The sequence below is a fragment of the Pseudomonas sp. AS2.8 genome (assembly GCF_014190935.1).
In the GTDB taxonomy this organism is placed as follows: domain Bacteria; phylum Pseudomonadota; class Gammaproteobacteria; order Pseudomonadales; family Pseudomonadaceae; genus Chryseomonas.
In genome coordinates, this window is record NZ_JACHVV010000003.1 from 770,328 (window position 1) to 790,309 (window position 19,982).

Annotated in this window: 20 protein-coding genes; 10 read left to right on the forward strand and 10 right to left on the reverse strand. The window is 68.1% G+C overall.

Translation table 11 applies throughout. The features are described from left to right. Positions 1–25: 25 nt before the first annotated feature. Together xylG and FHR73_RS15990 are read left to right on the forward strand one after the other, a co-directional pair. Entirely contained in the window at positions 26–1,582 is a 1,557-nt protein-coding gene (xylG, locus tag FHR73_RS15985; RefSeq protein WP_183632546.1) for a D-xylose ABC transporter ATP-binding protein, read from the forward strand. Further along, positions 1,582–2,718: a sugar ABC transporter permease gene (locus tag FHR73_RS15990; protein ID WP_007159830.1), complete on the forward strand. Its 1,137-nt coding sequence runs from the start codon at positions 1,582–1,584 to the stop codon at positions 2,716–2,718. Before xylG ends, FHR73_RS15990 begins: the two co-directional genes overlap by 1 nt. Before the next feature lie 438 nt (positions 2,719–3,156). Here FHR73_RS15990 and FHR73_RS15995 read toward each other — a convergent pair whose 3' ends face one another. Beyond that, a complete protein-coding gene (locus FHR73_RS15995) occupies positions 3,157–3,441 on the reverse strand; it encodes a hypothetical protein (protein ID WP_183632548.1) in 285 nt (94 codons plus the stop codon). Positions 3,442–3,752: 311 nt separating this feature from the next. Here FHR73_RS15995 and FHR73_RS16000 point away from each other — a divergent pair, with 311 nt between their 5' ends. From FHR73_RS16000 to FHR73_RS22640, 3 genes are all read left to right on the forward strand, one after another. Further along, the gene (locus FHR73_RS16000) at positions 3,753–5,072 is read left to right on the forward strand and encodes a Na+/H+ antiporter family protein (protein WP_183632550.1); all 1,320 of its coding nucleotides are present in this window, start codon (positions 3,753–3,755) and stop codon (positions 5,070–5,072) included. Between the two features lie 70 nt (positions 5,073–5,142). Next, a complete protein-coding gene (locus FHR73_RS16005; protein WP_183632552.1) occupies positions 5,143–6,084 on the forward strand; it encodes a GNAT family N-acetyltransferase in 942 nt (313 codons plus the stop codon). Positions 6,085–6,212: 128 nt separating this feature from the next. Continuing rightward, complete coding sequence (locus FHR73_RS22640) at positions 6,213–7,526, forward strand: PAS domain-containing methyl-accepting chemotaxis protein (RefSeq protein ID WP_183632554.1); 1,314 nt, start codon at positions 6,213–6,215, stop codon at positions 7,524–7,526. A gap of 12 nt (positions 7,527–7,538) precedes the next feature. Here FHR73_RS22640 and FHR73_RS16015 read toward each other — a convergent pair whose 3' ends face one another. The 5 genes from FHR73_RS16015 to FHR73_RS16035 all read right to left on the reverse strand — a co-directional run bounded on the left by FHR73_RS16015 (position 7,539) and on the right by FHR73_RS16035 (position 10,643). After that, positions 7,539–7,763 carry a DUF2934 domain-containing protein gene (locus tag FHR73_RS16015; RefSeq protein WP_007159825.1) on the reverse strand — a complete coding sequence of 75 codons (225 nt, stop codon included), beginning with the start codon at positions 7,761–7,763 and terminating at the stop codon, positions 7,539–7,541. 174 nt (positions 7,764–7,937) lie between these two features. Beyond that, the gene (locus tag FHR73_RS16020; protein WP_183632556.1) at positions 7,938–8,765 is read right to left on the reverse strand and encodes an AraC family transcriptional regulator; all 828 of its coding nucleotides are present in this window, start codon (positions 8,763–8,765) and stop codon (positions 7,938–7,940) included. A gap of 36 nt (positions 8,766–8,801) precedes the next feature. Then, the gene (locus tag FHR73_RS16025; RefSeq protein WP_183632558.1) at positions 8,802–9,113 is read right to left on the reverse strand and encodes an AzlD domain-containing protein; all 312 of its coding nucleotides are present in this window, start codon (positions 9,111–9,113) and stop codon (positions 8,802–8,804) included. Beyond that, positions 9,110–9,802, reverse strand: a complete 693-nt coding sequence (locus FHR73_RS16030) for an AzlC family ABC transporter permease (protein ID WP_183632560.1) — start codon at positions 9,800–9,802, stop codon at positions 9,110–9,112. The genes FHR73_RS16025 and FHR73_RS16030 overlap by 4 nt, the downstream gene beginning before the upstream one ends. Before the next feature lie 82 nt (positions 9,803–9,884). Beyond that, the gene (locus tag FHR73_RS16035) at positions 9,885–10,643 is read right to left on the reverse strand and encodes a ParA family protein (protein ID WP_183632778.1); all 759 of its coding nucleotides are present in this window, start codon (positions 10,641–10,643) and stop codon (positions 9,885–9,887) included. A gap of 230 nt (positions 10,644–10,873) precedes the next feature. Here FHR73_RS16035 and FHR73_RS16040 point away from each other — a divergent pair, with 230 nt between their 5' ends. Then, positions 10,874–11,668 (forward strand): OBAP family protein, encoded by a 795-nt coding sequence (locus FHR73_RS16040; RefSeq protein ID WP_183632562.1) that lies wholly within the window; start codon positions 10,874–10,876, stop codon positions 11,666–11,668. Between the two features lie 44 nt (positions 11,669–11,712). Next, the gene (locus FHR73_RS16045; protein WP_183632563.1) at positions 11,713–12,258 is read left to right on the forward strand and encodes a GNAT family N-acetyltransferase; all 546 of its coding nucleotides are present in this window, start codon (positions 11,713–11,715) and stop codon (positions 12,256–12,258) included. Here FHR73_RS16045 and FHR73_RS16050 read toward each other — a convergent pair. Next, on the reverse strand, positions 12,224–13,300 hold the full coding sequence (locus FHR73_RS16050) for a zinc ribbon domain-containing protein (RefSeq protein WP_183632565.1): 1,077 nt from the start codon (positions 13,298–13,300) through the stop codon (positions 12,224–12,226). The genes FHR73_RS16045 and FHR73_RS16050 overlap by 35 nt on opposite strands. A gap of 54 nt (positions 13,301–13,354) precedes the next feature. After that, positions 13,355–14,200, reverse strand: a complete 846-nt coding sequence (locus FHR73_RS16055; RefSeq protein WP_183632567.1) for an EamA family transporter — start codon at positions 14,198–14,200, stop codon at positions 13,355–13,357. Positions 14,201–14,327: 127 nt separating this feature from the next. Here FHR73_RS16055 and FHR73_RS16060 point away from each other — a divergent pair, with 127 nt between their 5' ends. Beyond that, a complete protein-coding gene (locus FHR73_RS16060) occupies positions 14,328–15,017 on the forward strand; it encodes a YoaK family protein (RefSeq protein ID WP_183632569.1) in 690 nt (229 codons plus the stop codon). Continuing rightward, positions 15,014–16,645: a hybrid sensor histidine kinase/response regulator gene (locus tag FHR73_RS16065; protein WP_183632571.1), complete on the forward strand. Its 1,632-nt coding sequence runs from the start codon at positions 15,014–15,016 to the stop codon at positions 16,643–16,645. The genes FHR73_RS16060 and FHR73_RS16065 overlap by 4 nt, the downstream gene beginning before the upstream one ends. Here the strand turns inward: FHR73_RS16065 and FHR73_RS16070 are convergent. Then, positions 16,638–17,279: a response regulator transcription factor gene (locus tag FHR73_RS16070; RefSeq protein ID WP_183632573.1), complete on the reverse strand. Its 642-nt coding sequence runs from the start codon at positions 17,277–17,279 to the stop codon at positions 16,638–16,640. The genes FHR73_RS16065 and FHR73_RS16070 overlap by 8 nt on opposite strands. 118 nt (positions 17,280–17,397) lie before the next feature. Next, positions 17,398–18,789, reverse strand: coding sequence for a NorM family multidrug efflux MATE transporter (locus FHR73_RS16075; protein WP_183632575.1), 1,392 nt, complete (start codon positions 18,787–18,789; stop codon positions 17,398–17,400). Positions 18,790–18,897: 108 nt separating this feature from the next. Between FHR73_RS16075 and FHR73_RS16080 the strand changes: the two genes are divergently transcribed. Further along, on the forward strand, positions 18,898–19,827 hold the full coding sequence (locus tag FHR73_RS16080) for a LysR substrate-binding domain-containing protein (protein ID WP_183632577.1): 930 nt from the start codon (positions 18,898–18,900) through the stop codon (positions 19,825–19,827). Positions 19,828–19,982 lie beyond the last annotated feature (155 nt).

Genomic DNA, 19,982 nt, shown 5'->3' on the forward strand with positions numbered 1-19,982 from the left:
GGCGGCCCCTGGGCAAGGAGCGGCCATGGCCGACTATCTGCTGGAAATGCACGGCATCGCCAAGAGCTTTGGCGGGGTGCGGGCGCTGGATGGCATCGATCTCAAGGTGCGTCCGGGCGAATGCGTAGGGCTGTGCGGCGAGAACGGCGCCGGCAAGTCCACCCTGATGAAGGTCCTCTCGGCGGTCTATCCCCACGGCACCTGGGAAGGCGAGATCCGCTGGGACGGGCGGCCCCTGGAAGCCCAGTCCATCGCCGAATCCGAGGCGGCCGGCATCGTCATCATCCACCAGGAACTGACCCTGGTGCCCGATCTGTCCGTGGCCGAGAACATCTTCATGGGCCACGAACCACGCCGCTTCGGCGGGCGGCTGGACTATCCGACCATGCTGCAGCGTTCGGCCGAGCTGATGCGCCGGCTCAAGGTGCCGGACATGAACGTGGCCCTGCCGGTGTCCCAGTACGGCGGCGGCCTGCAGCAACTGGTGGAAATCGCCAAGGCGCTGAACAAGAACGCCCGACTCTTGATCCTCGACGAACCGACCTCAGCGCTCACCACCTCCGAGATCGCCGTGCTGCTGGACATCATCCGCGACCTCAAGGCGCAAGGCGTGGCCTGCGTCTACATCTCGCACAAGCTCGACGAGGTGGCGGCCATCTGCGACACCATCACGGTGATCCGCGACGGCAAGCACATCGCCACCACGCCGATGGCCGAGATGGACATCGACCGCATCATCACCCAGATGGTCGGTCGCGCCATGACCAACCTCTATCCGCAGATCCCCCACCAGATCGGCGAGGTGATCTTCGAGGCGCGCCACTTCACCTGCCTGGACGTCGACAATCCCCAGCGCAAGCGCGTCGACGACGTCTCCTTCGCCGTGCGCGCCGGCGAGATCCTCGGCATCGCCGGACTGGTGGGCGCCGGGCGCACTGAACTGGTCTCGGCCATCTTCGGCGCCTACGACGGCCGCTACGAAGGCGAGGTCTGGCTCAATGGCCAGCGCATCGACACCCGCTCCCCGCTGAAATCCATTCGCGCCGGTCTCTGCCTGGTGCCGGAGGATCGCAAGCGCCAGGGCATCATTCCCGACCTGGGCGTGGGCTCGAACATCACCCTCACGGTGCTGGACCGATTCGCCCACCTGAGTCGCATCGACAGCGAGGCGGAACTGTCCTGCATCGACACCGAGATCGCCCGGCTGCAACTCAAGACCAGCAGCCCCTTCCTGCCCATCACCGGCCTCTCCGGCGGCAACCAGCAGAAGGCGGTGCTCTCCAAGATGCTGCTGGCGCGGCCCCAGGTGCTGATCCTCGACGAGCCCACCCGCGGCGTCGACGTCGGTGCCAAGTTCGAGATCTACCGGCTGATCGGCCTGCTCGCGGCGGAGGGCGTGGCCATCGTCATGGTCTCCTCGGAGCTGGCCGAGGTGCTCGGCGTCTCCGACCGGGTGCTGGTGCTCGGCGAAGGCCGGCTGCGCGGCGATTTCCCCAATGAGAATCTGACCCAGGAGCGGGTACTGGCCGCGGCCCTGGGCACCACCGAACGGGCGGTCGCCCATGCCCGGGAGCACTTCTGATGCACGCCGTGAAACAGCTGTTCACCCGTTACAAGATGCTCGCCCTGCTGATCGCCGTGGCCCTGATCTGGCTGTTCTTCAGCTGGCAGACCGAAGGCGGCTTCGTCACCCCGCGCAACCTCTCCAACCTGCTGCGGCAGATGTCCATCACCGGCATCCTCGCCTGCGGCATGGTGCTGGTGATCATCGCCGGCGAGATCGACCTCTCTGTGGGCTCGCAACTCGGCCTGCTCGGCGGGGTGGCGGCGATACTCGACGTCACCTACCACGTGCCCCTGCCGATCACCCTGCTGGCGGTGGCCGCCGGTGGCTTGCTGATCGGCCTGATCAACGGCTACCTCAGTGCCTATCGCGGGATACCGTCCTTTATTGTCGGCCTCGGCGGCATGCTGGCCTTTCGCGGCGTGCTGCTCGGGCTCACCGGCGGCGTCACCGTCGCCCCGGTGTCGCCGGAACTGGTCTACCTCGGCCAGGGCTACCTGCCGCCGGCCGTGGGCAGCGCCCTGGGCGTGCTGCTGTTCGCCGTGGCCGTGGTACTCACCTGGCGCCAGCGCAGCAAGCGCAAGACCCTCGGCCTGACCCTCGCGCCGCTGTGGCGTGACGTGCTGCGGGTGGTGGTGATCGGCGTGGTGCTGGCGGCCTTCATCCAGACCCTCAACCGCTATGACGGCATCCCGGTGCCGGTGCTGATCCTGCTGGTGCTGCTCGGGGTGTTCAGCTACATCACCAGCCAGACGGTATTCGGCCGGCGCATCTATGCGGTGGGCAGCAACCTGGAAGCCACGCGGCTGTCGGGCATCAACGTCCAGGCGATCAAGCTCGGCATCTTCGGCCTGATGGGCGTGATGTGCGCCCTGGCCGGTCTGGTCAACACTGCCCGCCTGGCCGCCGGTTCGCCGTCGGCCGGTACCATGGGCGAGCTGGATGCCATCGCCGCCTGCTTCATCGGCGGCACCTCCATGCGCGGCGGCTCGGGCACCGTCTACGGCGCCCTGCTCGGCGCCCTGGTGATCGCCAGCCTGGACAACGGCATGTCCATGCTCGACGTGGACAGCTACTGGCAGATGATCGTCAAGGGCGGCATCCTGGTCCTGGCCGTCTGGGTCGACGTCAGCACCCGCACCAGCCGGCGCTGAGCGGCATGGCCAGGGGTGGATGAGGCTGCGCCGTCAGCCACCCTGCGGCAGAGTCCCCACCTCACTCCGAACGACCCCCTCTCCCTCAGGGAGAGGGCTGGGGTGAGAGCGCGCAGCCAACGCCCACGCTCTCCGGCAAACTCCGTATGTAGTGTGGAAAACCGCAAAGCGTTTTCCACTGGCTGGCGCGGGATCTGCGGTGGATGAGGCTGCGCCGTCAGCCACCCTGCGGCAGAGTCCCCACCTTACTCCGAATGACCCCCTCTCCCTCAGGGAGAGGGCTGGGGTGAGAGCGCGCAGCCAACGCCCACGCTTTCCGGCAAACTCCGTAGGTAGCGTGGAAAACCGCAAAGCGTTTTCCACTGGCTGACTCGGGATCTGCGGTGGATGAGGCTGCGCCGTCATCCACCCTACGGCAAAGCCCCTACCTCACTCCGCTCAGCTCTCGAACCGCTGCACCCGCGGGCCGCGCTGGCGCAGATCGGCGAGGCTTGCCGGGCTCAGGGTGCCGATGGCCCGGTCGAGATCGCGCTGCAGGTCCTTGATCACGGTGGCCAGGGTGGCCGTGCATTCCAGGTTGCACAGGGGAATGGCCTTGGTGACCGTGACCGCGCGGGCGGTGTCGGTGACGGTGAACAGCAGGGTGCGATCGGCGCGACGGGGAACGGCCAGGCAGGAGTGCGGACTGAAGGCGGTAATCAGCATGTCGATGGCGTCTTGCATGGGCAGTTCGTCCTTGGCGTGACCTTGAAAGCGTCCGCGTCAGACGCCTGCAGGCCGTGAAAGGTTCATTCCAGAGCGCTGGCGTAAGTAGCGTTGATCCTGCCCAGGGCGCCTGTCCGGAATGCCGGGATGTCAGGAGCCGCGCAGGGCTGTCCCCGAGCCCGCACCGGTAGCTGTCTCCCGGACCTGTCCAGGCGCCCCCGGGACCGGCCACTGTGGATAAGCTACACGCCCCACCATCCATCCCCGGCCTTTGACGCCTGCGCCGGGCTGCGGCAGAGTGCGCGCCCTTTCGTGGTGCGGAGTCGGCGATGAATGCGGTGGTGGTAGCAGTAGGGCTCATGCTGGTCTTGAGCCTGGCCCGGGTGCATGTGGTGGTGGCGATGATCGCTGGCGCGGTGGCCGGTGGTCTGGTCGGCGGCCTGGGCCTGGAAGGCACCCTGCTGGCCTTCAACGCCGGCCTGGGCAATGGCGCCAAGGTGGCGCTCTCCTATGCGCTGCTGGGCGCCTTCGCCGTGGCCATCAGCCAGTCGGGTCTGGCGCACATGCTGGCCGATCGCGCCCTGGCGCTGATGGAGCGGCAGGCCAGCCAGGGCGGACGCTCGCTGCGCTGGGCGCTGCTCGGTCTGCTGCTGGCGGTGTCCATCGCCTCGCAGAACATCCTGCCCATCCACATCGCCTTCATCCCGCTGCTGGTGCCGCCGCTGCTCTATGTGCTGACGCGCCTGGAGCTGGACCGCCGGCGGCTGTCCTGCGTCATGACCTTCGGCCTGATCGCTCCCTACATGTTCCTGCCGGTGGGCTTCGGCAGTCTCTATCTGCACGACATCCTCCTGGCCAGCGTGGCCCGCGCTGGCGTCGACGTCAGCGGCGTGGACCCCAGTCGCGCCATGCTGCTGCCGGCCCTAGGCATGGTGGTCGGCCTGCTGCTGGCGGTCTTCGTCAGCTATCGCCGGCCGCGGCGGTACGATCTCAGTCTGGTGGCGCGCACCGAGCGGGCCGACCGTCCCTACAACGGCCGCACCCTGCTGGTGGCGCTGGTCGCCGTGATCGCCGCCTTTGGCGTGCAGCTCTGGCTGGACTCCATGATCCTCGGTGCCCTGGTCGGTTTCGTGGTCTTTACCGCTACCGGCGTGGTGCGCTGGCGCGAGGCGGACGACCTGTTTAGCGAGGGCGCGAAGATGATGGCGGTGATCGGCTTCATCATGCTCACCGCCGGCGGCTTCGCCGAGGTGCTGACCGCCACTGGCCAGATCAAGGACCTGGCCGCCACCGCCGCCGGCCTGATCGGTGACAACCGCGCCCTGGGCGCGCTGCTGCTGCTGTTGCTGGGCATGCTGGTGACCCTGGGCATCGGCTCGTCCTTTTCCAGCGTGCCTATCCTCGCCGCCATCCTCGGTCCGCTATGCCTGCACCTGGGCTTTTCGCCGCTGGCCATCGTCTGCCTGATCGGCACCGCCGGCGCCCTCGGCGACTCGGGTTCGCCGGCTTCGGATTCCACCTTGGGTCCTACCTCGGGCCTCAACGTGGACGGTCAGCACAGCCATATCTGGGACACCGTGGTGCCGTCCTTCCTGCATTTCAGCCTGCCGATGCTGCTGTTCGGCTGGGCCGCGGTGCTGCTGCTGTAACCGGCGATTGCCGCCCGGGCGCAAAGCCCCGGCCGGACGGGTCCAAGGCCTACAGCCAAGGAGCCGCCCCATGTCCAGCCCCGCCTTCAGTGTCGAACCCCTGACCGCCGCCGACCTGCCGGCCACCACCGAAGTGGTGCGCCTGGCCTTCGCCACCTGGATGGGCGCCGCCGAGCCGGGCGAATTCTGGAATGACCGCGACTATGTGCGCAGTCGCTTCGCCGCGCCCCACACCGCCTGGTTCAAGGCTCTCGACGGCGCGCGGCTGGTCGGCGCCATCTGCGTCACCCGCTGGGGACGCCACGGCATCCTTGGCCCGCTGGCGGTGCATCCGGACTACTGGGACGCCAAGGTGGCCAAGGCGCTGATGGGCACCGCGGTCGAGCAGCTCGATGCCTGGCAGCTGGTGCATGCCGGACTCTTCACCTTTCCCGACAGTCCGCGCCACCTGGGGCTCTACCAGGGCTTCGGCTTCTGGCCGCAGACCCTGACCGCGGTGATGGCGCGACCGCTGCAGGCGCAGGCGGCGCCGCCGGCGTTGCGCTTTTCCCTGGCGGCCGAACCCGACCGGCTGCTGGCGGCCTGCGCCGAGGTGGGCCGGGCCAATGCGCCGGGGCTGGATGTCTCCGCCGAGATGGGCGCGGTACGCGAGCAGAAGCTCGGCGAGAGTCTGCTGCTGCAGGACGCGCAGGGGCGAGCGGAGGGTTTCGCCATCTGCCATTTCGGGCCCCACAGCGAGGCGGGCACCGGGGTCTGCTATGTGAAATGCGCGGCGGTCCTGCCCGGCACGGGGGCGGAGGCACGTTTCGCCCGACTGATCGCTGCTTGCGACGGCCTGGCCCGGGACCACGGCCAGCAGCGACTGCTGGCCGGCGTCAACACCGCCCGCCTTGGGGCTTATCGCTGGCTGCTGGCGGCAGGTTTCCGCAGCGAGATCCTAGGCATCACCCTGCACCGGGGCGACGCCCATTACGATCACCCCGAGGTCTGGCTGCTGGACGACTGGCGCTGATCGGGCAAAGGCGCTAAAGCATGAAAAAAGGCTCTAGAACGGGCTAAAGAGCGAAGCGGCAAGGCCGATACAGAGGTCTGGATCGCGTGCAGCCCCTGCCGCGGCTGCTCCCCCTTGAGGACTCGATCATGGCCTTGCTCAAGCACTATTCGATCATGCGCGCACTGGATGTTCTGGCCACGGCGACCGAGACCGGCACACCCCTAAGCGAGATCGGCAGCGTCCAGGGTGAGCCCACCCTGGCACGCCTGGACAAGGGGCTGCAGGCGCTGTTGCTACAGCAGCATGAGCTGCAGCAGCAGGTCCAGAGCCTGAGTCAGGACAATGCCGCGCTGACCGCCCGGGTAGCCGAGAGCGAGGCGCTGGCCAAGCGCCTGGGAACCCGCTTCGAGATGGTCAGTCAGGGCTCCAGCGAAGGTCTCTGGGACATGGAAGTGGTGGCCGGCGATCCGGTCAATCCGCGCAACGCCTTCTGGTGGTCGGATCAATTCCGCGCCATGCTCGGCTTCCGCGACGAAAACGATTTTCCCAGCCAGCTGGGCAGCTGGGCCAAGCGCCTGCATCCCGAGGACAGCGCCTGGGTGCTGGACGCCTTTGCCGCCCACATGAAGGATCGCACCGGCCAGACCCCCTTCGACGTCCAGTACCGCATCGCCCTGAAATCCGGCGAATACCGTTGGATGCGCGCCACCGGCGCGACCCAGCGCGACGAGCGCGGTGTCCCGCTGCGGGTCGCCGGCTCGCTGCGGGACATCCACGAACAGCGCCTACGCGACCAGGAACTGGACGTTACCCTGACCCGTTTCGAACTGGCGCGGGAGATGCTCAACGATGGCCTTTGGGATATGGAAGTGATTGCCGGCGATCCGCTCAATCCCAAGAATCCCTTCTGGTGGTCGCCGCAATTCCGTCGCCTGCTTGGCTACGAGACCCTCCAGGAATTCCCCGATGTGCTGGACAGCTGGGCCTCGCGCCTCTACCCGGAAGATCGCGACCGGGTACTGGAAGCCTTCGGTTCACACATCAACGACCGCAGCGGCCGCACTGGCTTCGACATCACCTATCGCCTGGTACTGAAGAACAACGAGGTGCGCTGGTTCCGCGCCCGCGGCCAGACCAGGCGCACCGCCGACGGCACGCCGCTGCGGGTGGTGGGCGCGCTGGCCGACGTCCATGCCCTGCACGAGCAAGAATCCCTGCGCGGCAGCCAGGAAGACCAGCACCGCACCATGGAAGAGAACCTGCAGAAGGTGACCGAGATCGTCGGCTCCATCCAGGGCATCGCCGCCCAGACCAACCTACTGGCGCTCAACGCGGCCATCGAGGCGGCTCGCGCCGGTGAAGCGGGGCGTGGCTTCGCTGTGGTGGCGGACGAGGTGCGCAAGCTGGCCACCCGCACCTCGGAGGCCACCCAGCGGGCGGCCGACATGATCCGCAAATAAGCGGGCCTGGCCTCAGGCGTCGCCAGCGGTTGCCTTCTTGCGCGAGCGGCTGCGCGGCTTGGGTGCCGGCGGCGCGACGCTGCTCTGGATGCCGCCGACCTGGGTTAGGTTGTCGTCGGGCTGGTCTTCCAGTTCGCGATTGGCCTGGAACCAATGCTCGAAATCCTGGCCATGGGGACGACCTTCGCGTTCCCAGATTTCATAGGCGCGCTGGCGGATGCGTTCTTCGAGTGTCATACCGGTAACTCCAAAGGGGCAGGGGAGAGCGGCCGGCAGCGCCGGCGTTCTTCCTGACTAGGCCCGGGGTGACCGGGAAAAGTTTCTCCGGGCTCCCGGTGAGCCAGGCGCCATTGCCGCTTGCCGGGCTCTGGCACGCCGCTTCCGCCGCCAGGACCGTTCGTCGGTGTCCGGCTAGCCGTGCCAGGCGCGGCGATAGGCACCTGGTGCCACTCCATAGGCCTGCTTGAACTGGCGAGTGAGGTGGCTCTGGTCGGCAAAGCCAAGTTGCAGGGCCACTTCCAGAGGCGCCCAGCCGGCGCGCAGCAGGCCCTGGGCACGGGTCAGGCGCTGCTGCTTGAGCCAGGCGTGGGGCGGCAGGCCCGTCGCCCGGCGGAACACCCGCAGGAAATGAAAGGGCGACAGCCCCACCGCCCGGGCCAGTTCTTCGAGACTGGGCGGTTGCTGCAACCGCTGGCCGAGCAATTCGCGGGCGCGCCGCACTGCCAGGGGTTCGCGACCCGGTTCTGCCGGGCTGCCCAGGCGGGCATGGCGCCCGAACAGCAGGAGCAGCGCCTCGCGCCAGGCGGCCTGCTGCTCCAGCGCCTCGGCGCCGCCATCGGCCAGCCGGTGCAGCTGGCTGAAGACCATGCTCACCTGAGGGTCGTGCAGCACGCTGGTGGCGAAGGCCGGGGTGGCATCCAGCGGGCGTCCCAGCTCGGCGAACACGGGGCCCAGCTGCGCCAGCATCGGGTAGAAGCCGCGGTACTGCCAGCCTTCCTCGACCGCCGTGGCGCCGGTGTGCAACTCGTCCGGATTGATCAGCACCATGCTGCCGGCCGCGGCCAGGTGCTCGGCGCCGCGGTGACGAAAGCGCTGGGCACCGCGCTCGATCACGGTGAACACATAGCCTTCGTGCACATGGGGCGCGAAGCGCTGGCGACGATAGCGGGCGTGCAGCAACTCGACGCCGCCAAGCCCGCGGGCTGACCAGAGGCGGGCATTTTCCTGTTGTCCGTTCATGGCTCTCTCGTGGCACCGATCGGTTCCGCCCCGGCGCTAGAGGAGCCAGCGTAGCAGGTAGAACACGCCCATGCTGAGGATCACCGTGGTCAGCACCCGCCGCGTCCAGAGCATCAGTCCCACCGCGGTCAGGGCCGCCAGCAGGTAGGGATCGACCAGGGTCGCGGCCAGCGTCTTTTCGCCGGAGAACAGGATGGGGCCGCAGATGGCGGTGAGCATCCCGGGCACGGCGAATTCCAGGAAGGTGCGCAGGTTGCGGCCCAGGCGCAGCGGCAGGCGCGGTTCGAGAAAGAGATAGCGATTGCAGAAGACCAGGGCGGCCATGCCGAGCACGGTGGCGAGGATCATTGCAGGCGACCCCGCAGGCGGCAGACCAGAAAGCCCACGCTCATCCCCGCCAGGCCGCCCAGCACCAGGGCGCCCTGCCATTGCAGGTGATGCAGCCAGACCGACACCAGCAGCGCGGTGAGCACGCAGGCCAGGGTGGCCAGGTCGCGCACCAGGGGCACTACCAGGGCGATGAAGGTGGCGGCGATGGAGAAGTCCAGGCCCAGGGCGCCTAGGTTGGGCAGCACCCGCCCCAGCAGCAGCCCCGCCAGGGTGAAGAGATTCCACAGCAGATAGAAGCTCAGGCCCATGCCCAGGGCGCGCCAGCGGTCGAAGCCGGCCGGTTGCTCGGCATGGTTCAGGGCGAAGAATTCGTCGGTGAGCAGGAAGCCGAAGCCCAGCCGCCAGGGCAGCGGCTGGGGCGCCAGGACGCGTCTCAGGTGCAGGCCATAGAGCAGGTGCTGGGAGGTCAGCAGCAGGGTGGTCAGCAGGATGGCGGCGAGGCCCGCGCCGGCCTTGAGCATGCCCAGGGCCACCAGTTGCGCCGCCCCGGCGAACACCAGTAGCGAAAAGGCCTGGCCTTCCAGCACGCTGAGTCCGGTCTCGATGGCCAGGGCACCGACCAGGATGCCCCAGGGCGCGCAGGCCAGTGACAGCGGCATGATCTGCCAGGCGCCCTGCAGGAAGGCGCGGCGGCGGGAAGCGGTCATCGGCAGGGCTCCGGAAGGCAGGGATACCCAGGGTGCCGCACCGCGTCGCCGCCGTCTTGAACGTTCTTGCGCTGTGGCGCCCTCAGCCTTCCAGCAGGGCGAACAGCTCCAGGTACTGCCGGGTCAGCTTGTGGCCCGGGTCCAGGTGGATCAGCGGGCGATGCTGCTGGTGGGACTCGCGCATCTTCACCGAAGACATCAGCGGCGCCGCCAGCACCGGCAGGTCACGCGCCTGGAGTTCCTCGATCAGCTGCCGCGGGGTGCTGGCCTGGGCGTGGTACTGGTTGATGACGATGCCCTCGACCGTGAGCTTCTCGTTGTAGTCCTCGCGGATCTCCTCCAGCTCTTCGATCAGGTCGTACAGCGCCTGCTGGGCGAAGACATCGCAGTCGAAGGGGATCAGGCAGCGGTCGGCGGCGATCAGCGCCGAGATGCTGTAGAAATTCAGCGCCGGCGGGGTGTCCAGGTAGATGCGGTCATAGTCTTCGCCGAGCTTGTCGAGGTACTTGGCGAGCTTCTGGATCTTGTACTTGGCTTCGAGCTTGAACTGCAGCTCGCTCAGTTCGCCCGAGGCGGCGATCAGGTCCAGATTCGGCCAGGCGGTGGCGTGGATGTTGGCCTGGGCCTTCTTGCCGCCACTCAGGGTCTGCTTGAAGAAGTCGGCGATGCCATGGGGCAGGTCGTCGCCTACCTCGCCGGTGAGGTACTGACTGGAGTTGGCCTGGGGATCGAGGTCCACCAGCAGGGTGCGATAGCCCTCGTGGGCGCTGATGGCCGCCAGGTTGCAGGCGATGCTGGACTTGCCGACACCGCCCTTCTTGTTGAAGACCACGCGGCGCAGGGCATGACCAGAGGGAGAGCTGTGTGCGTTCATTGAGTCGTCCCGACAGTGAGAGGAGCCTGGGGTGCAAAGGTGTGGCTGTGGCGTTTCGCTTATACCGAAAGGCCAGGCGCGGACGATGACGAATTTATGGCCGTTGCATGACATTCATATGACGAGCCTAGCGCAGCGGTGGAACCTTGGCGTCCGCCCGGCCTTCGAACTCGGCAAGCTCCCGTCGAGAATCCGCCATGAATGCCCGCCGACTCCCTGCCTTGCTGCTGCTCGCCTGCGCCCCTCTGACCCAGGCCGCCAACGACACCCAGTCGCCGGTACCGGTGCCGGGCGCCCCCGCCCAGACCGACACCCGAGTGCTCGAAGCCGGTGCCGACGTCTTGCAGCGCAAGCCACCCATCGCCGCCCTCAACACCTACCTGGACGGCTTCCACTTCTACAACGGCCACCCCGGTAGCCAGATGGAGGCGCATCACTATTGCAGCGTCCTGGGCGAAGAGATGTTCCAGTGCGTGATCTACGACGGCAACGTCGCCGATGCCAAGCTGATGGGCGTCGAGTACATCATCAGCGAACGGCTGTTCAAGACCCTGCCTGAGGCCGAGAAGGCGCTCTGGCACAGCCATGTGCACGAGGTGAAGTCGGGTCAACTGGTCGCGCCCGGCGTGCCCCAGGTGGCCGAGCACCGGCTGATGGACAAGCTGGTGCATACCTACGGCAAGACCTGGCACACCTGGCATACCGATCAGGACCTGCAGCTACCGCTGGGCGTGCCCCAGCTGATGATGGGCTTCACCGCCGACGGCCAGCTCGATCCCAAGCTGCTCGCCGAGCGTGACCGCCGCCTGGGCGTCTCGTCCACCGAGACCAGGGCCGCCCGCGCCGATCTGCCGACCCCCGCGGTCGCCCCCGGCGCCGACGCCTGGCAACAGGGCAAGGTCGTCCAGCTGCAGGACCCCACCGGCCAGCTGCACAAGCACGAGCGCGAGCACACCGAAAAGGGCGTCAATACCAGTTCGAACAAGCCCTGAGGGTTGGGTTAGGCTCCGGTCAGGTAGCCATCCAGAGTTCGCCCATGTCCTTGCCCACGCTACATACGCCTCGGCTGTTGCTTCGGCCTCTTCAACTGGAGGATGCCAAGGCGATCCAGCGAATCTTTCCGCAGTGGGAGATCGTGCGCTACCTCTCGTCCAGGGTGCCCTGGCCCTATCCTGCGGACGGTGCCCTGAGTTTCGTTCGTGATCTGGTTCTGCCCGGGATGGCTGCCGGTACCCATTGGTGTTGGACGCTGCGGCTTCAGGCACAACCTGACGAGTTGATCGGCCTGGCCAGTCTGCAGGAGGAGCCAGATAACCAGCGAGGCTTCTGGCTCGATCCCGGGTACTGGCGCCAGGGCCTCATGAGCGAAGCCTGCGTCGAACTCAATCGCTACTGGTTCCAGGCACTTGGACGGCTGAATTTGAGGGTGACCAAGGTGATTGCCAATGAAAGCTCCCGCCGGCTGTCGCAGCGAGAGGGCATGCAGCGTGTCGCCTGCCTGGAGATGGACAGCGTGAGCGGACGGCTACCGGCGGAGTGCTGGGCGCTCACCCGGGCGCAGTGGTTGGCGCATCAGAGATAGTCCCAGACCCACGCGCCGCCGTTCCACAGGCGTGGCAGAAGTGCGCGAAGGCGCTCTTGCGTGTCTGGCAGGCGCCGCAGTGGTCGTGTAGGCCGATGCCGCAATGGGGGCAGAAATCGATCTCCGGGTCCTTGAGGTCGACCGGCCGTTCGCAGCCGGGGCAGACGCCCTTGGCCAGCCGCGCCAGGGCGGTGTCGTAGTGCAGTTCTTCGCGTCTGACGGTGTCCGGCTGGGCTTCCTTGAGCGCCAGGCGCGCACGGTACTCCTGCAGCGCGCGGATGGCGTAGCGCCCGCCCAGAACCGTCAGCAGGATGCCCACCAGATAGCGCACATAGCCGCCATAGCTGGGCAGATAGGGCACCAGCTCGACGAAGAAGGCGAACAGCGCGAAGAAGATGAAGCCCCAGACGAAGGGCCACCAGGTGCCCTTGCGCTGGCGGACGAACAACCAGGCCGCGACGGCCAGCAGGGGGAGCGTTAGCGCCAGACGATAGAGAAAGACCCGCAGTTCGGCCTGCTGGCGGGCGTCTAGCCAGGCCGACTGCGCCGCTTCGCGCAGGCTGGCCAGGCTGCGTTCCGCGTTGTCGGCGCGCTGCTCGGCATCCAGCAGCGCCTGCTGCTGGCGTTCGACCTCCTGCTCGGCCACCCGCTCGCCGGCCTTGAGTTCGTCCAGGGCGCGGCTGCGGGCGATCAATTCGGCATCCTGCTCGGGACGCTGGGTGGTCTGGCGGGTCGCCAGCCAGTTGTCGAAGGTCTCGCGGTTGGCCTGGTAGCTGCTCGCGGCCGCGGTCTGCCGCAGTTGCGCCTGTTCGAGGGCGTCGCTGGCCTGACGACTGGCCAGGAGGGCCTGGCGCTGGTCTTCCCGCGCTGCAGCGGTGGCAGCCGGGTCCATGAAGTCTTCTAGACTCTGCTGCTGCTCCACCTGGGGCAGATCGCCGACCAGGGTGCCGCCCAGGCCGATGAGAAAGCCGGCGAACACCAGCGCCAGCAGCCAGAGGCCGCGGTTGAACCATTTTTCCGAGAGTCGCAGCGATTTGCCCATGGGTCCGTCCTGGTCGAAAGAAGGCTCAGCTTAGCTGCTCCTCCGGCGCTCCGCTCAGGCCAGCTTGATCGCCACCACCCCGGCGACGATGGCCAGGCCGGCGCAGATGCGGCCCAGCGGCAGGCTTTCGTGCAGCCAGAAGACTCCGATCAGCAGGGCGAACAGCACGCTGGTCTCGCGCAGCGCCGAGACCAGGCCGATGGGCGCCTGGGTGGTGGCGACGATCACCAGGCTGTAGGCCAGCATCGACATGACGCCGCCCACCAGCCCGGCACGCCAGTGCGGACCGAGCCCGGCGAAGGCCGAGGCGCCGCGACTCAGCCGCAGGACCAGCGCCGCCACCCCGCCGTTCACCGCGAACAGCCAAAGGGCATAGGCCACGGCATTTCCGCTGGCGCGGGCGCCGAGGGCATCGGCCAGGGTATAGGCGGCGATGAAGCTGCCGGTGGTGAAGGCGCAGACCAGCAGCGCGAGGCTAGGCGGCGTGTCGCGCCGGGCTCCGAGCAGCGCCATCAGCGCGAGACCGGTCACCAGCAGGCCGAGGCCGATCAGGGCGGGTGGCGAGAGCCTTTCGCCCAGGGCGAGAAAGGCCACCAGACTGACCAGCAGGGGCGCGCTGCCGCGGGAGAGAGGATAGACCTGGCCGAGATCGCCATAGCGATAGGCGCGGGCGAGAAAGGCGTTGTAGCCGATGTGCAGCAGGGCGGAGAGGGCGATCCAGGGCCAGGCCGCGGCTGGCGGCAGGGCGACGAAGGGCAGCGCCAGCAGGGCGGCGAGGCCGGCGCCGATCTGGATCAGGCTGGCGGTGAGAAAGCGATCGAGGCCGATCTTGAGCAGGGCGTTCCAGCCGGCGTGCAACAGGGCGGCGAGCAATACCAGGGCGAACAGGGGCGTGGTCACGAGGCCTCCGGCCAGGCGGGTCCATCAGTCTAGCCCAGGGCGCCTTCCAGGAGGCCGCCCATGGCGCCCGAACCCTGTACGCCGCACACTGGCAGCCGTGTTTCGCTGCCGCGCCAGGATGGCTGCCATGAGTTCCCCCGCTACCCCTCCGCCCCTCGCCCCGCCCGTGACACCACGGCATGGCGCGGTCGGCCTGGCGCTGGTCGCCGGTCTGTCGCTGCTAGCCGGCATGACCGATGCCATCGGCTTTCTCGCCACTGGCGATTTCGTCTCCTTCATGAGCGGTAATACCACCCGTCTAGCTGCCGATGTGGCGGCAGGCCGCTGGGCCGCCGCGGGGCATCTGGCGCTGGCCATCGGCACCTTCGTGCTGGGCAATGCCGGTGGGGTGCTGCTGCAGCGGCTGACCCGCCAGCGGGCCTGCCTGCTGCTCGGCCTGCTGGCCCTGTTGCTGGTCGTGGCGGCCAGCCTGCCCTTGGGGCGCCTGGCCCTGCTGACGGGCGTGTTCGCCATGGGCATGGTCAATGCGGTGGTGGAGCAGGTCTATGGCCTGCCCATCGGCCTCACCTACGTCACCGGCGCCCTGTCGCGTTTCGGACGCGGCCTGGGTCACTGGCTGCTGGGCAAGCGCCGTCGCGGCTGGCGCATCCAGCTGGTGCCCTGGCTGGGCATGCTGCTCGGCGGGGTACTCGGCGCTGCACTGGAGGCGGGACTGGGCCTGGCGGCCTGGTACGCCAGCGCGGCCCTGGCCGCAACGATGGCGGTGGTCTTTCGCCTGATCCCGCGGGCCTGGCAACTGGGTTATCTGGCGTCATGAGTGCCGCGACCCAGACCCTGGCCGTCAGCCCCCGCGATCCCGAACTCGGCCAGGCCAAGGTCCGTCTGGCCTTCATCCTGCCGGCCTCGGCCTACATCATCGGCGCCTGGGCCTGGGGGCTGTTCGGTACCCCCATCCTGCTGGCCAACCTGCTGTGCTACGCCCTGTTCGCCGTGGTGGCCGTCGGCCTGTTCTTCGAGGTGCGGCGGCGGCCGGGGGTGAAGCCCTGGCGACGGCTGCTGGCCATGAGCCTGGACTTCGGCGCCATCACCTTTTCCTCCATCACCAGCGGTGAGGCCCTGCTGCCGTTGTTCGGCGTGCTGCTCTGGGTCACGGTGGGCAACGGCCTGCGCTATGGGCGCGGCTACCTGCTGCTGGCTACCGCGCTGTCGCTGACCGCCCTGGTCGCCATCATCGCCGGGATGCCCTTCCTGCAGCGTTATCCCACGGTGGCGCTGATGATGCTGGTGACCGCACTACTGGTGCCGGGCTACGTGCATTTCCTGCTGACCCGCATCCAGGATTCGCTGCGCGAGACCCAGGCGGCCAACCTGGCCAAGGCGCGCTTCCTGGCCCAGGCCAGTCACGACCTGCGCCAGCCGATCCACTCCATCGGCCTGTTCACCGCCTGCCTGCGCGACGGCCAGCTGAGCGCCGATCAGGGGCGGCTGGTCGACAACATCGACCGCTCGCTGCTCGGCGTCGAGCAGCTGTTCCGCTCGCTGCTGGATATCTACACCCTCGATCAGAAGCAGGTCAGTCCGCGGCGCACGGTGGTCGATCTGGATACCCTGTTTGGCGACTTGGTGCGGCAGAACGCTGAGGCGGCGCGCTGGGCCGGGGTGGAAATCCGCTGGCGTGCCTGCGGATTGCAGGTCTACAGCGATCCGGCGCTGCTGCTCACCTCGCTGCAGAATCTGCTGTCCAACGCCCTCAAGTACGCGCCTGGCAAGCCCCTGCTGTTGGCGGTGCGCCGCCGCCAGGGCCAGCTCGCCCTGGTGGTCTACGACCAGGGACCGGGCATTGCCGCCGAGCACCTGCCGCACCTGTGCGAGGAGTTTTACCGGGTGCGGGAGACGCGCGATCGCGACATCGAGGGCGTCGGCCTGGGGCTGTCCATCGTGCAGCGCATCGCCACCCTGCTTGAGTTGCGGCTGACCCTCAGCTCGCGCCCCGGTCGCGGTACCGCGGTCACGCTCCAGGGCCTGCCGCTGGCCACCCTGCCGCTGGAGGCGCGGCCCCGGCCGGTGAGCGGCCCCCAGCACCTGCTCGCCGGCTGGCGGATCCTGCTCATCGAAGACGATGCCAATGTGCTGCTGGCCACCGCGACCCTGCTGCGCAGCTGGGGCTGCGAGGTCACCACCGCCACCAGCATCCCCTCCGGCGCCGTGAGCTGCGACCTGGTGATCACCGATTTCGATCTGGATCGCAGCGCCTCGGGCGCCGACTGCATCGCCTATCTCAATCGGCTGCAGGGCCGGCGCATCCCGGCCATCGTGGTGACCGGGCATGACATCCCCCAGGTGCAGCAGGCGCTGGGCGACGCCGAGATCCCGGTGCTGGCCAAGCCGGTGCGACCGGCGGAATTGCGCGCCCTGCTGCTGGCCTTTCGCGTCGCGGCTAGCTGAGCGAGCGTTGGGCGCCGAGGCCGGCCTTGGCGCCAAAGGCGGCCGCCGCCGCGCGGCTGCTGACGCCCAGGGTGCGCAGCAGTGCGGAGACATGGATACGCACGGTAAAGGGCGAGATGGCCAGGATCCGGGCGATCTCCTTGTTGCTCAGGCCCTGGGTGATCAGGCCGAGCACCTCCAGCTGCCGCGGCGTCAGCGCCTGCAGCCGGTTGTCGGGCGTCAGGCTGACCGGGGCCAGGGTGGGCATGGCATAGCGCACCACCGGTTGCCCGGCGAGGCAGTCGGCGATCGCCTCGGCCATGGCCGCCGGCGGCAGCGCCTTGCCGATGAAGCCATCCACGCCCGCCGCCAGGATATGCTCGATCACCGTGGCGTCTTCCAGCATCGAGACCACGATCAGGGTGCTGCGCTTGAATTCCTGGCGCAGGGCGCGCAGCGAAAAGCTCAGGTCCTGGCCGGGATAGAGCAGGTCCAGCAGCAGCCCGCTGGGCGGTTCGCCCTGGCGCGCCAGTTCCAGGACCTGTTGCAGGCTGTCGGCCTGCTCCACCTGCGCCTGTGGCTGCAGCTGGCGCAGGATGCGCACCAGGCCTTCACGAAACAGCGGATGGTCGTCGGCGACGATGAAACGTTGCATCTTTGGCTATCCTAGGGCCCTGGACACCGGTCGCAACGCCGGGGTGGCCCAAAACTTCTAGTCTAGCGCAGGCCCCAAGGGTGGACCACTTGGTGAAACGCTTGGGCCACCGCGGCGCTCAGCCGTTTTGCGCCATGCCGTGCGGCGCGGCCAGTGGCTCTGCGAAGCCCGCACCCAGCTGCCGCCGCATCAGCCACTCGAAGGCACCGGTCAGCAGCAGCGCCGCACAGGCCAGTCCAAATGCCAGGCCCCACCAGACGCCATGGGGGCCGAAACCCAACCGGACGCCCAGCAGCCAGGCGCCACTGGCGCCGATCAGGCAGTAGCAGAGCAATCCGCCGTAGAAACCCAGGCGCGCCTGGCGGATGCCGCGCAGTGCCCCCTGGGCAATGCTCTGGGTGCCATCGAAGATGACGAACACCGCAGCGATCAGCACCAGCTGCCGCGCCAGCTCGCTGACCGGGCTGTGGCCGTCCGGCAGAAACAACCCTACCAGCCAGCCGGGAAAGCTCCAGAACAGCAGGGCGATGCCCAGCATCACCAGCGCGCCGCCGCCGATGGCCAGCCGCCCCACCAGCAAGGCCTCGCGCGGCCGCCCGGCACCCTGGTGCTGGCCGATACGGATGCTGGTGGCGTATGAGAGGCCGGCTGGCAACATGAACACCAGGTACACCAGCTGGTTGGCGATCTGATGGGCCGCCAGCGCCGTGGCGCCCAGGGCACCCATGCACAGCGCCGCCGAGAGGAACAGGCAGGCTTCTACCGCATAGGTGCCACTGATCGCCAGGCCCTGGCCGAGAGTGTCGGCGAGGGCGCGGCGATCCGGACGGCGTAGATAGCGACGCAGGGGATAGGCGGCATAGGCCGGATGGCGGGCGATATACAGCGCCAGGCCCAGGGCCGCGCCATTCATCACCACCGCGGTCACCGCGCCGATGCCTGGCAGCCCGGGTTGCGGCAGGCCACCCCAGCCGTGCAGCAGCGCCAGGTTGAACAGGGCATTGAGCAGCGCCGCGCCGAGTACGATGGTCAGCACCGGTCCGGGTCTTTCCAGGGCGCTGGTGAAGCCCCGCAGGGTCATGAACAGCAGATGGCCGGGCAGGGCGAAGGCCAGGCAGCGCAGGAAGACGCCGGCCGCCTGACGACTCTCTTCCGGCTGGCCGGCCAGGGCCAGCAGCGGTTCGATGTGCCACAGCAGGGTGCCGGCCAGCAGCGCCAGCACCCCGGCAATCCAGATCCCGGCAGCGGTGACCGCCGCTACCCCGTCGGTATCCCCCGCACCCCGGCGCAGCGCCGCCAGATTGGCCACCGCAGTGATCACGCCGACGCAGATCACCGAGACGAAGGAGTAGACCGCCGCTCCAAGGCCGCCACCGGCCAGAGCTGCCGGACCCAGGCGACCCATCATCAGGGTGTCGGTGAAGACCATGGCCACATAGGCCAGCTGCGCGCCGATCAGGGGCAGGGCGAGACGCAACAGCGCGAGTAATTCGTGACGCGGCAGAGACATGGGTGGATCTCGCTGAGCAGGTGGCCGACGTTTGATAAGAACTCATTGTTGGATGCGGGCGCGCCGCCCACAATCGGAAAATAGCCATGCCATCCATGAGTCCGAGTCATGCCCGAGCACCCCTCGCGTCTGCCGCCGCTGTACGCCCTGCGCGCCTTCGAGGCCGCCGCTCGGCATGGCTCCTTCACCCGCGCGGCCCAGGAGTTGTCCCTGACGCAGAGTGCGGTCAGTCGCCATGTGCGGACGCTGGAAGAGACCTTTGGCTGCCGCCTGTTCGAGCGCGCCGGGCGTCAGCTGGCGCTGACCGAGCCCGGCAAGCTGCTCTCGCCGGGCCTGAGCGAGGGCTTCGAGGCCCTGGCGCGGGCCTGTGGCAATCTCGCCGTGGCCGAGGGCACCGTGAGACTCAAGGCGCCCACCACCCTGTCGCTGCGCTGGTTACTGGCACGTCTGGCGCGCTTTCGCCAGCTCAGCCCGCAATTGGACGTCCAGCTCACCAGCGTCTGGATGGCCAGTGACCGGGTCGACTTCGTCCATGAGCCCTTCGATTGTGCCGTGTTGCTCGGCGATGGCCGCTTCCCGGCGGACTGGGAGGTAGTGCCGCTGTTCGAGGAGTGGCTGGTGCCGGTCTGCTCGCCGGCCGCCGCGTGCGAGGGCGTCTGGGACCTGGCGCGGCTGCAGGGGGAAGAACTGCTGCATCCCACCTTCGACCGCCGCGACTGGCGCCGCTGGCTGCAGGCCATGCGCCTGACCCAGGCAGTGCCCCTGAGTGGCGGCCAGGTGTTCGACACCCTGGAGCTGGGCATGGCCGCCGCCGCGCGTGGCTACGGGGTTTCCATTGGCGATCTGGTGATGCTCGCCGAAGACGTGGCGGCCGGGCTCATCGCCTTGCCCTGGCCCGAGGCGGTGGCCAGCGGCGATGCCTATTACCTGGTCTGGCCGCGCAATCGCCGGGGGCAGGCGCGCCTTCGCCAGCTGGCTGACTTCCTGCAGCGGGAAGTAGCGTCCCAGAGCCTTCCGGAGGTCGTTCGCCATAAATAAGGCGCCAGACTGCTGTCATTCGCTTTAGTTCATCGTACCTCTGCCGATAAAATAACCGTTAACCGCTAAGAAGACCGCCCTAGAGCGGTCGGTCCCCTGATATAGCCCTTGCCCTCAAATTCGTACTGCCCTACAGGGATGTAGGCGCTTTGGAG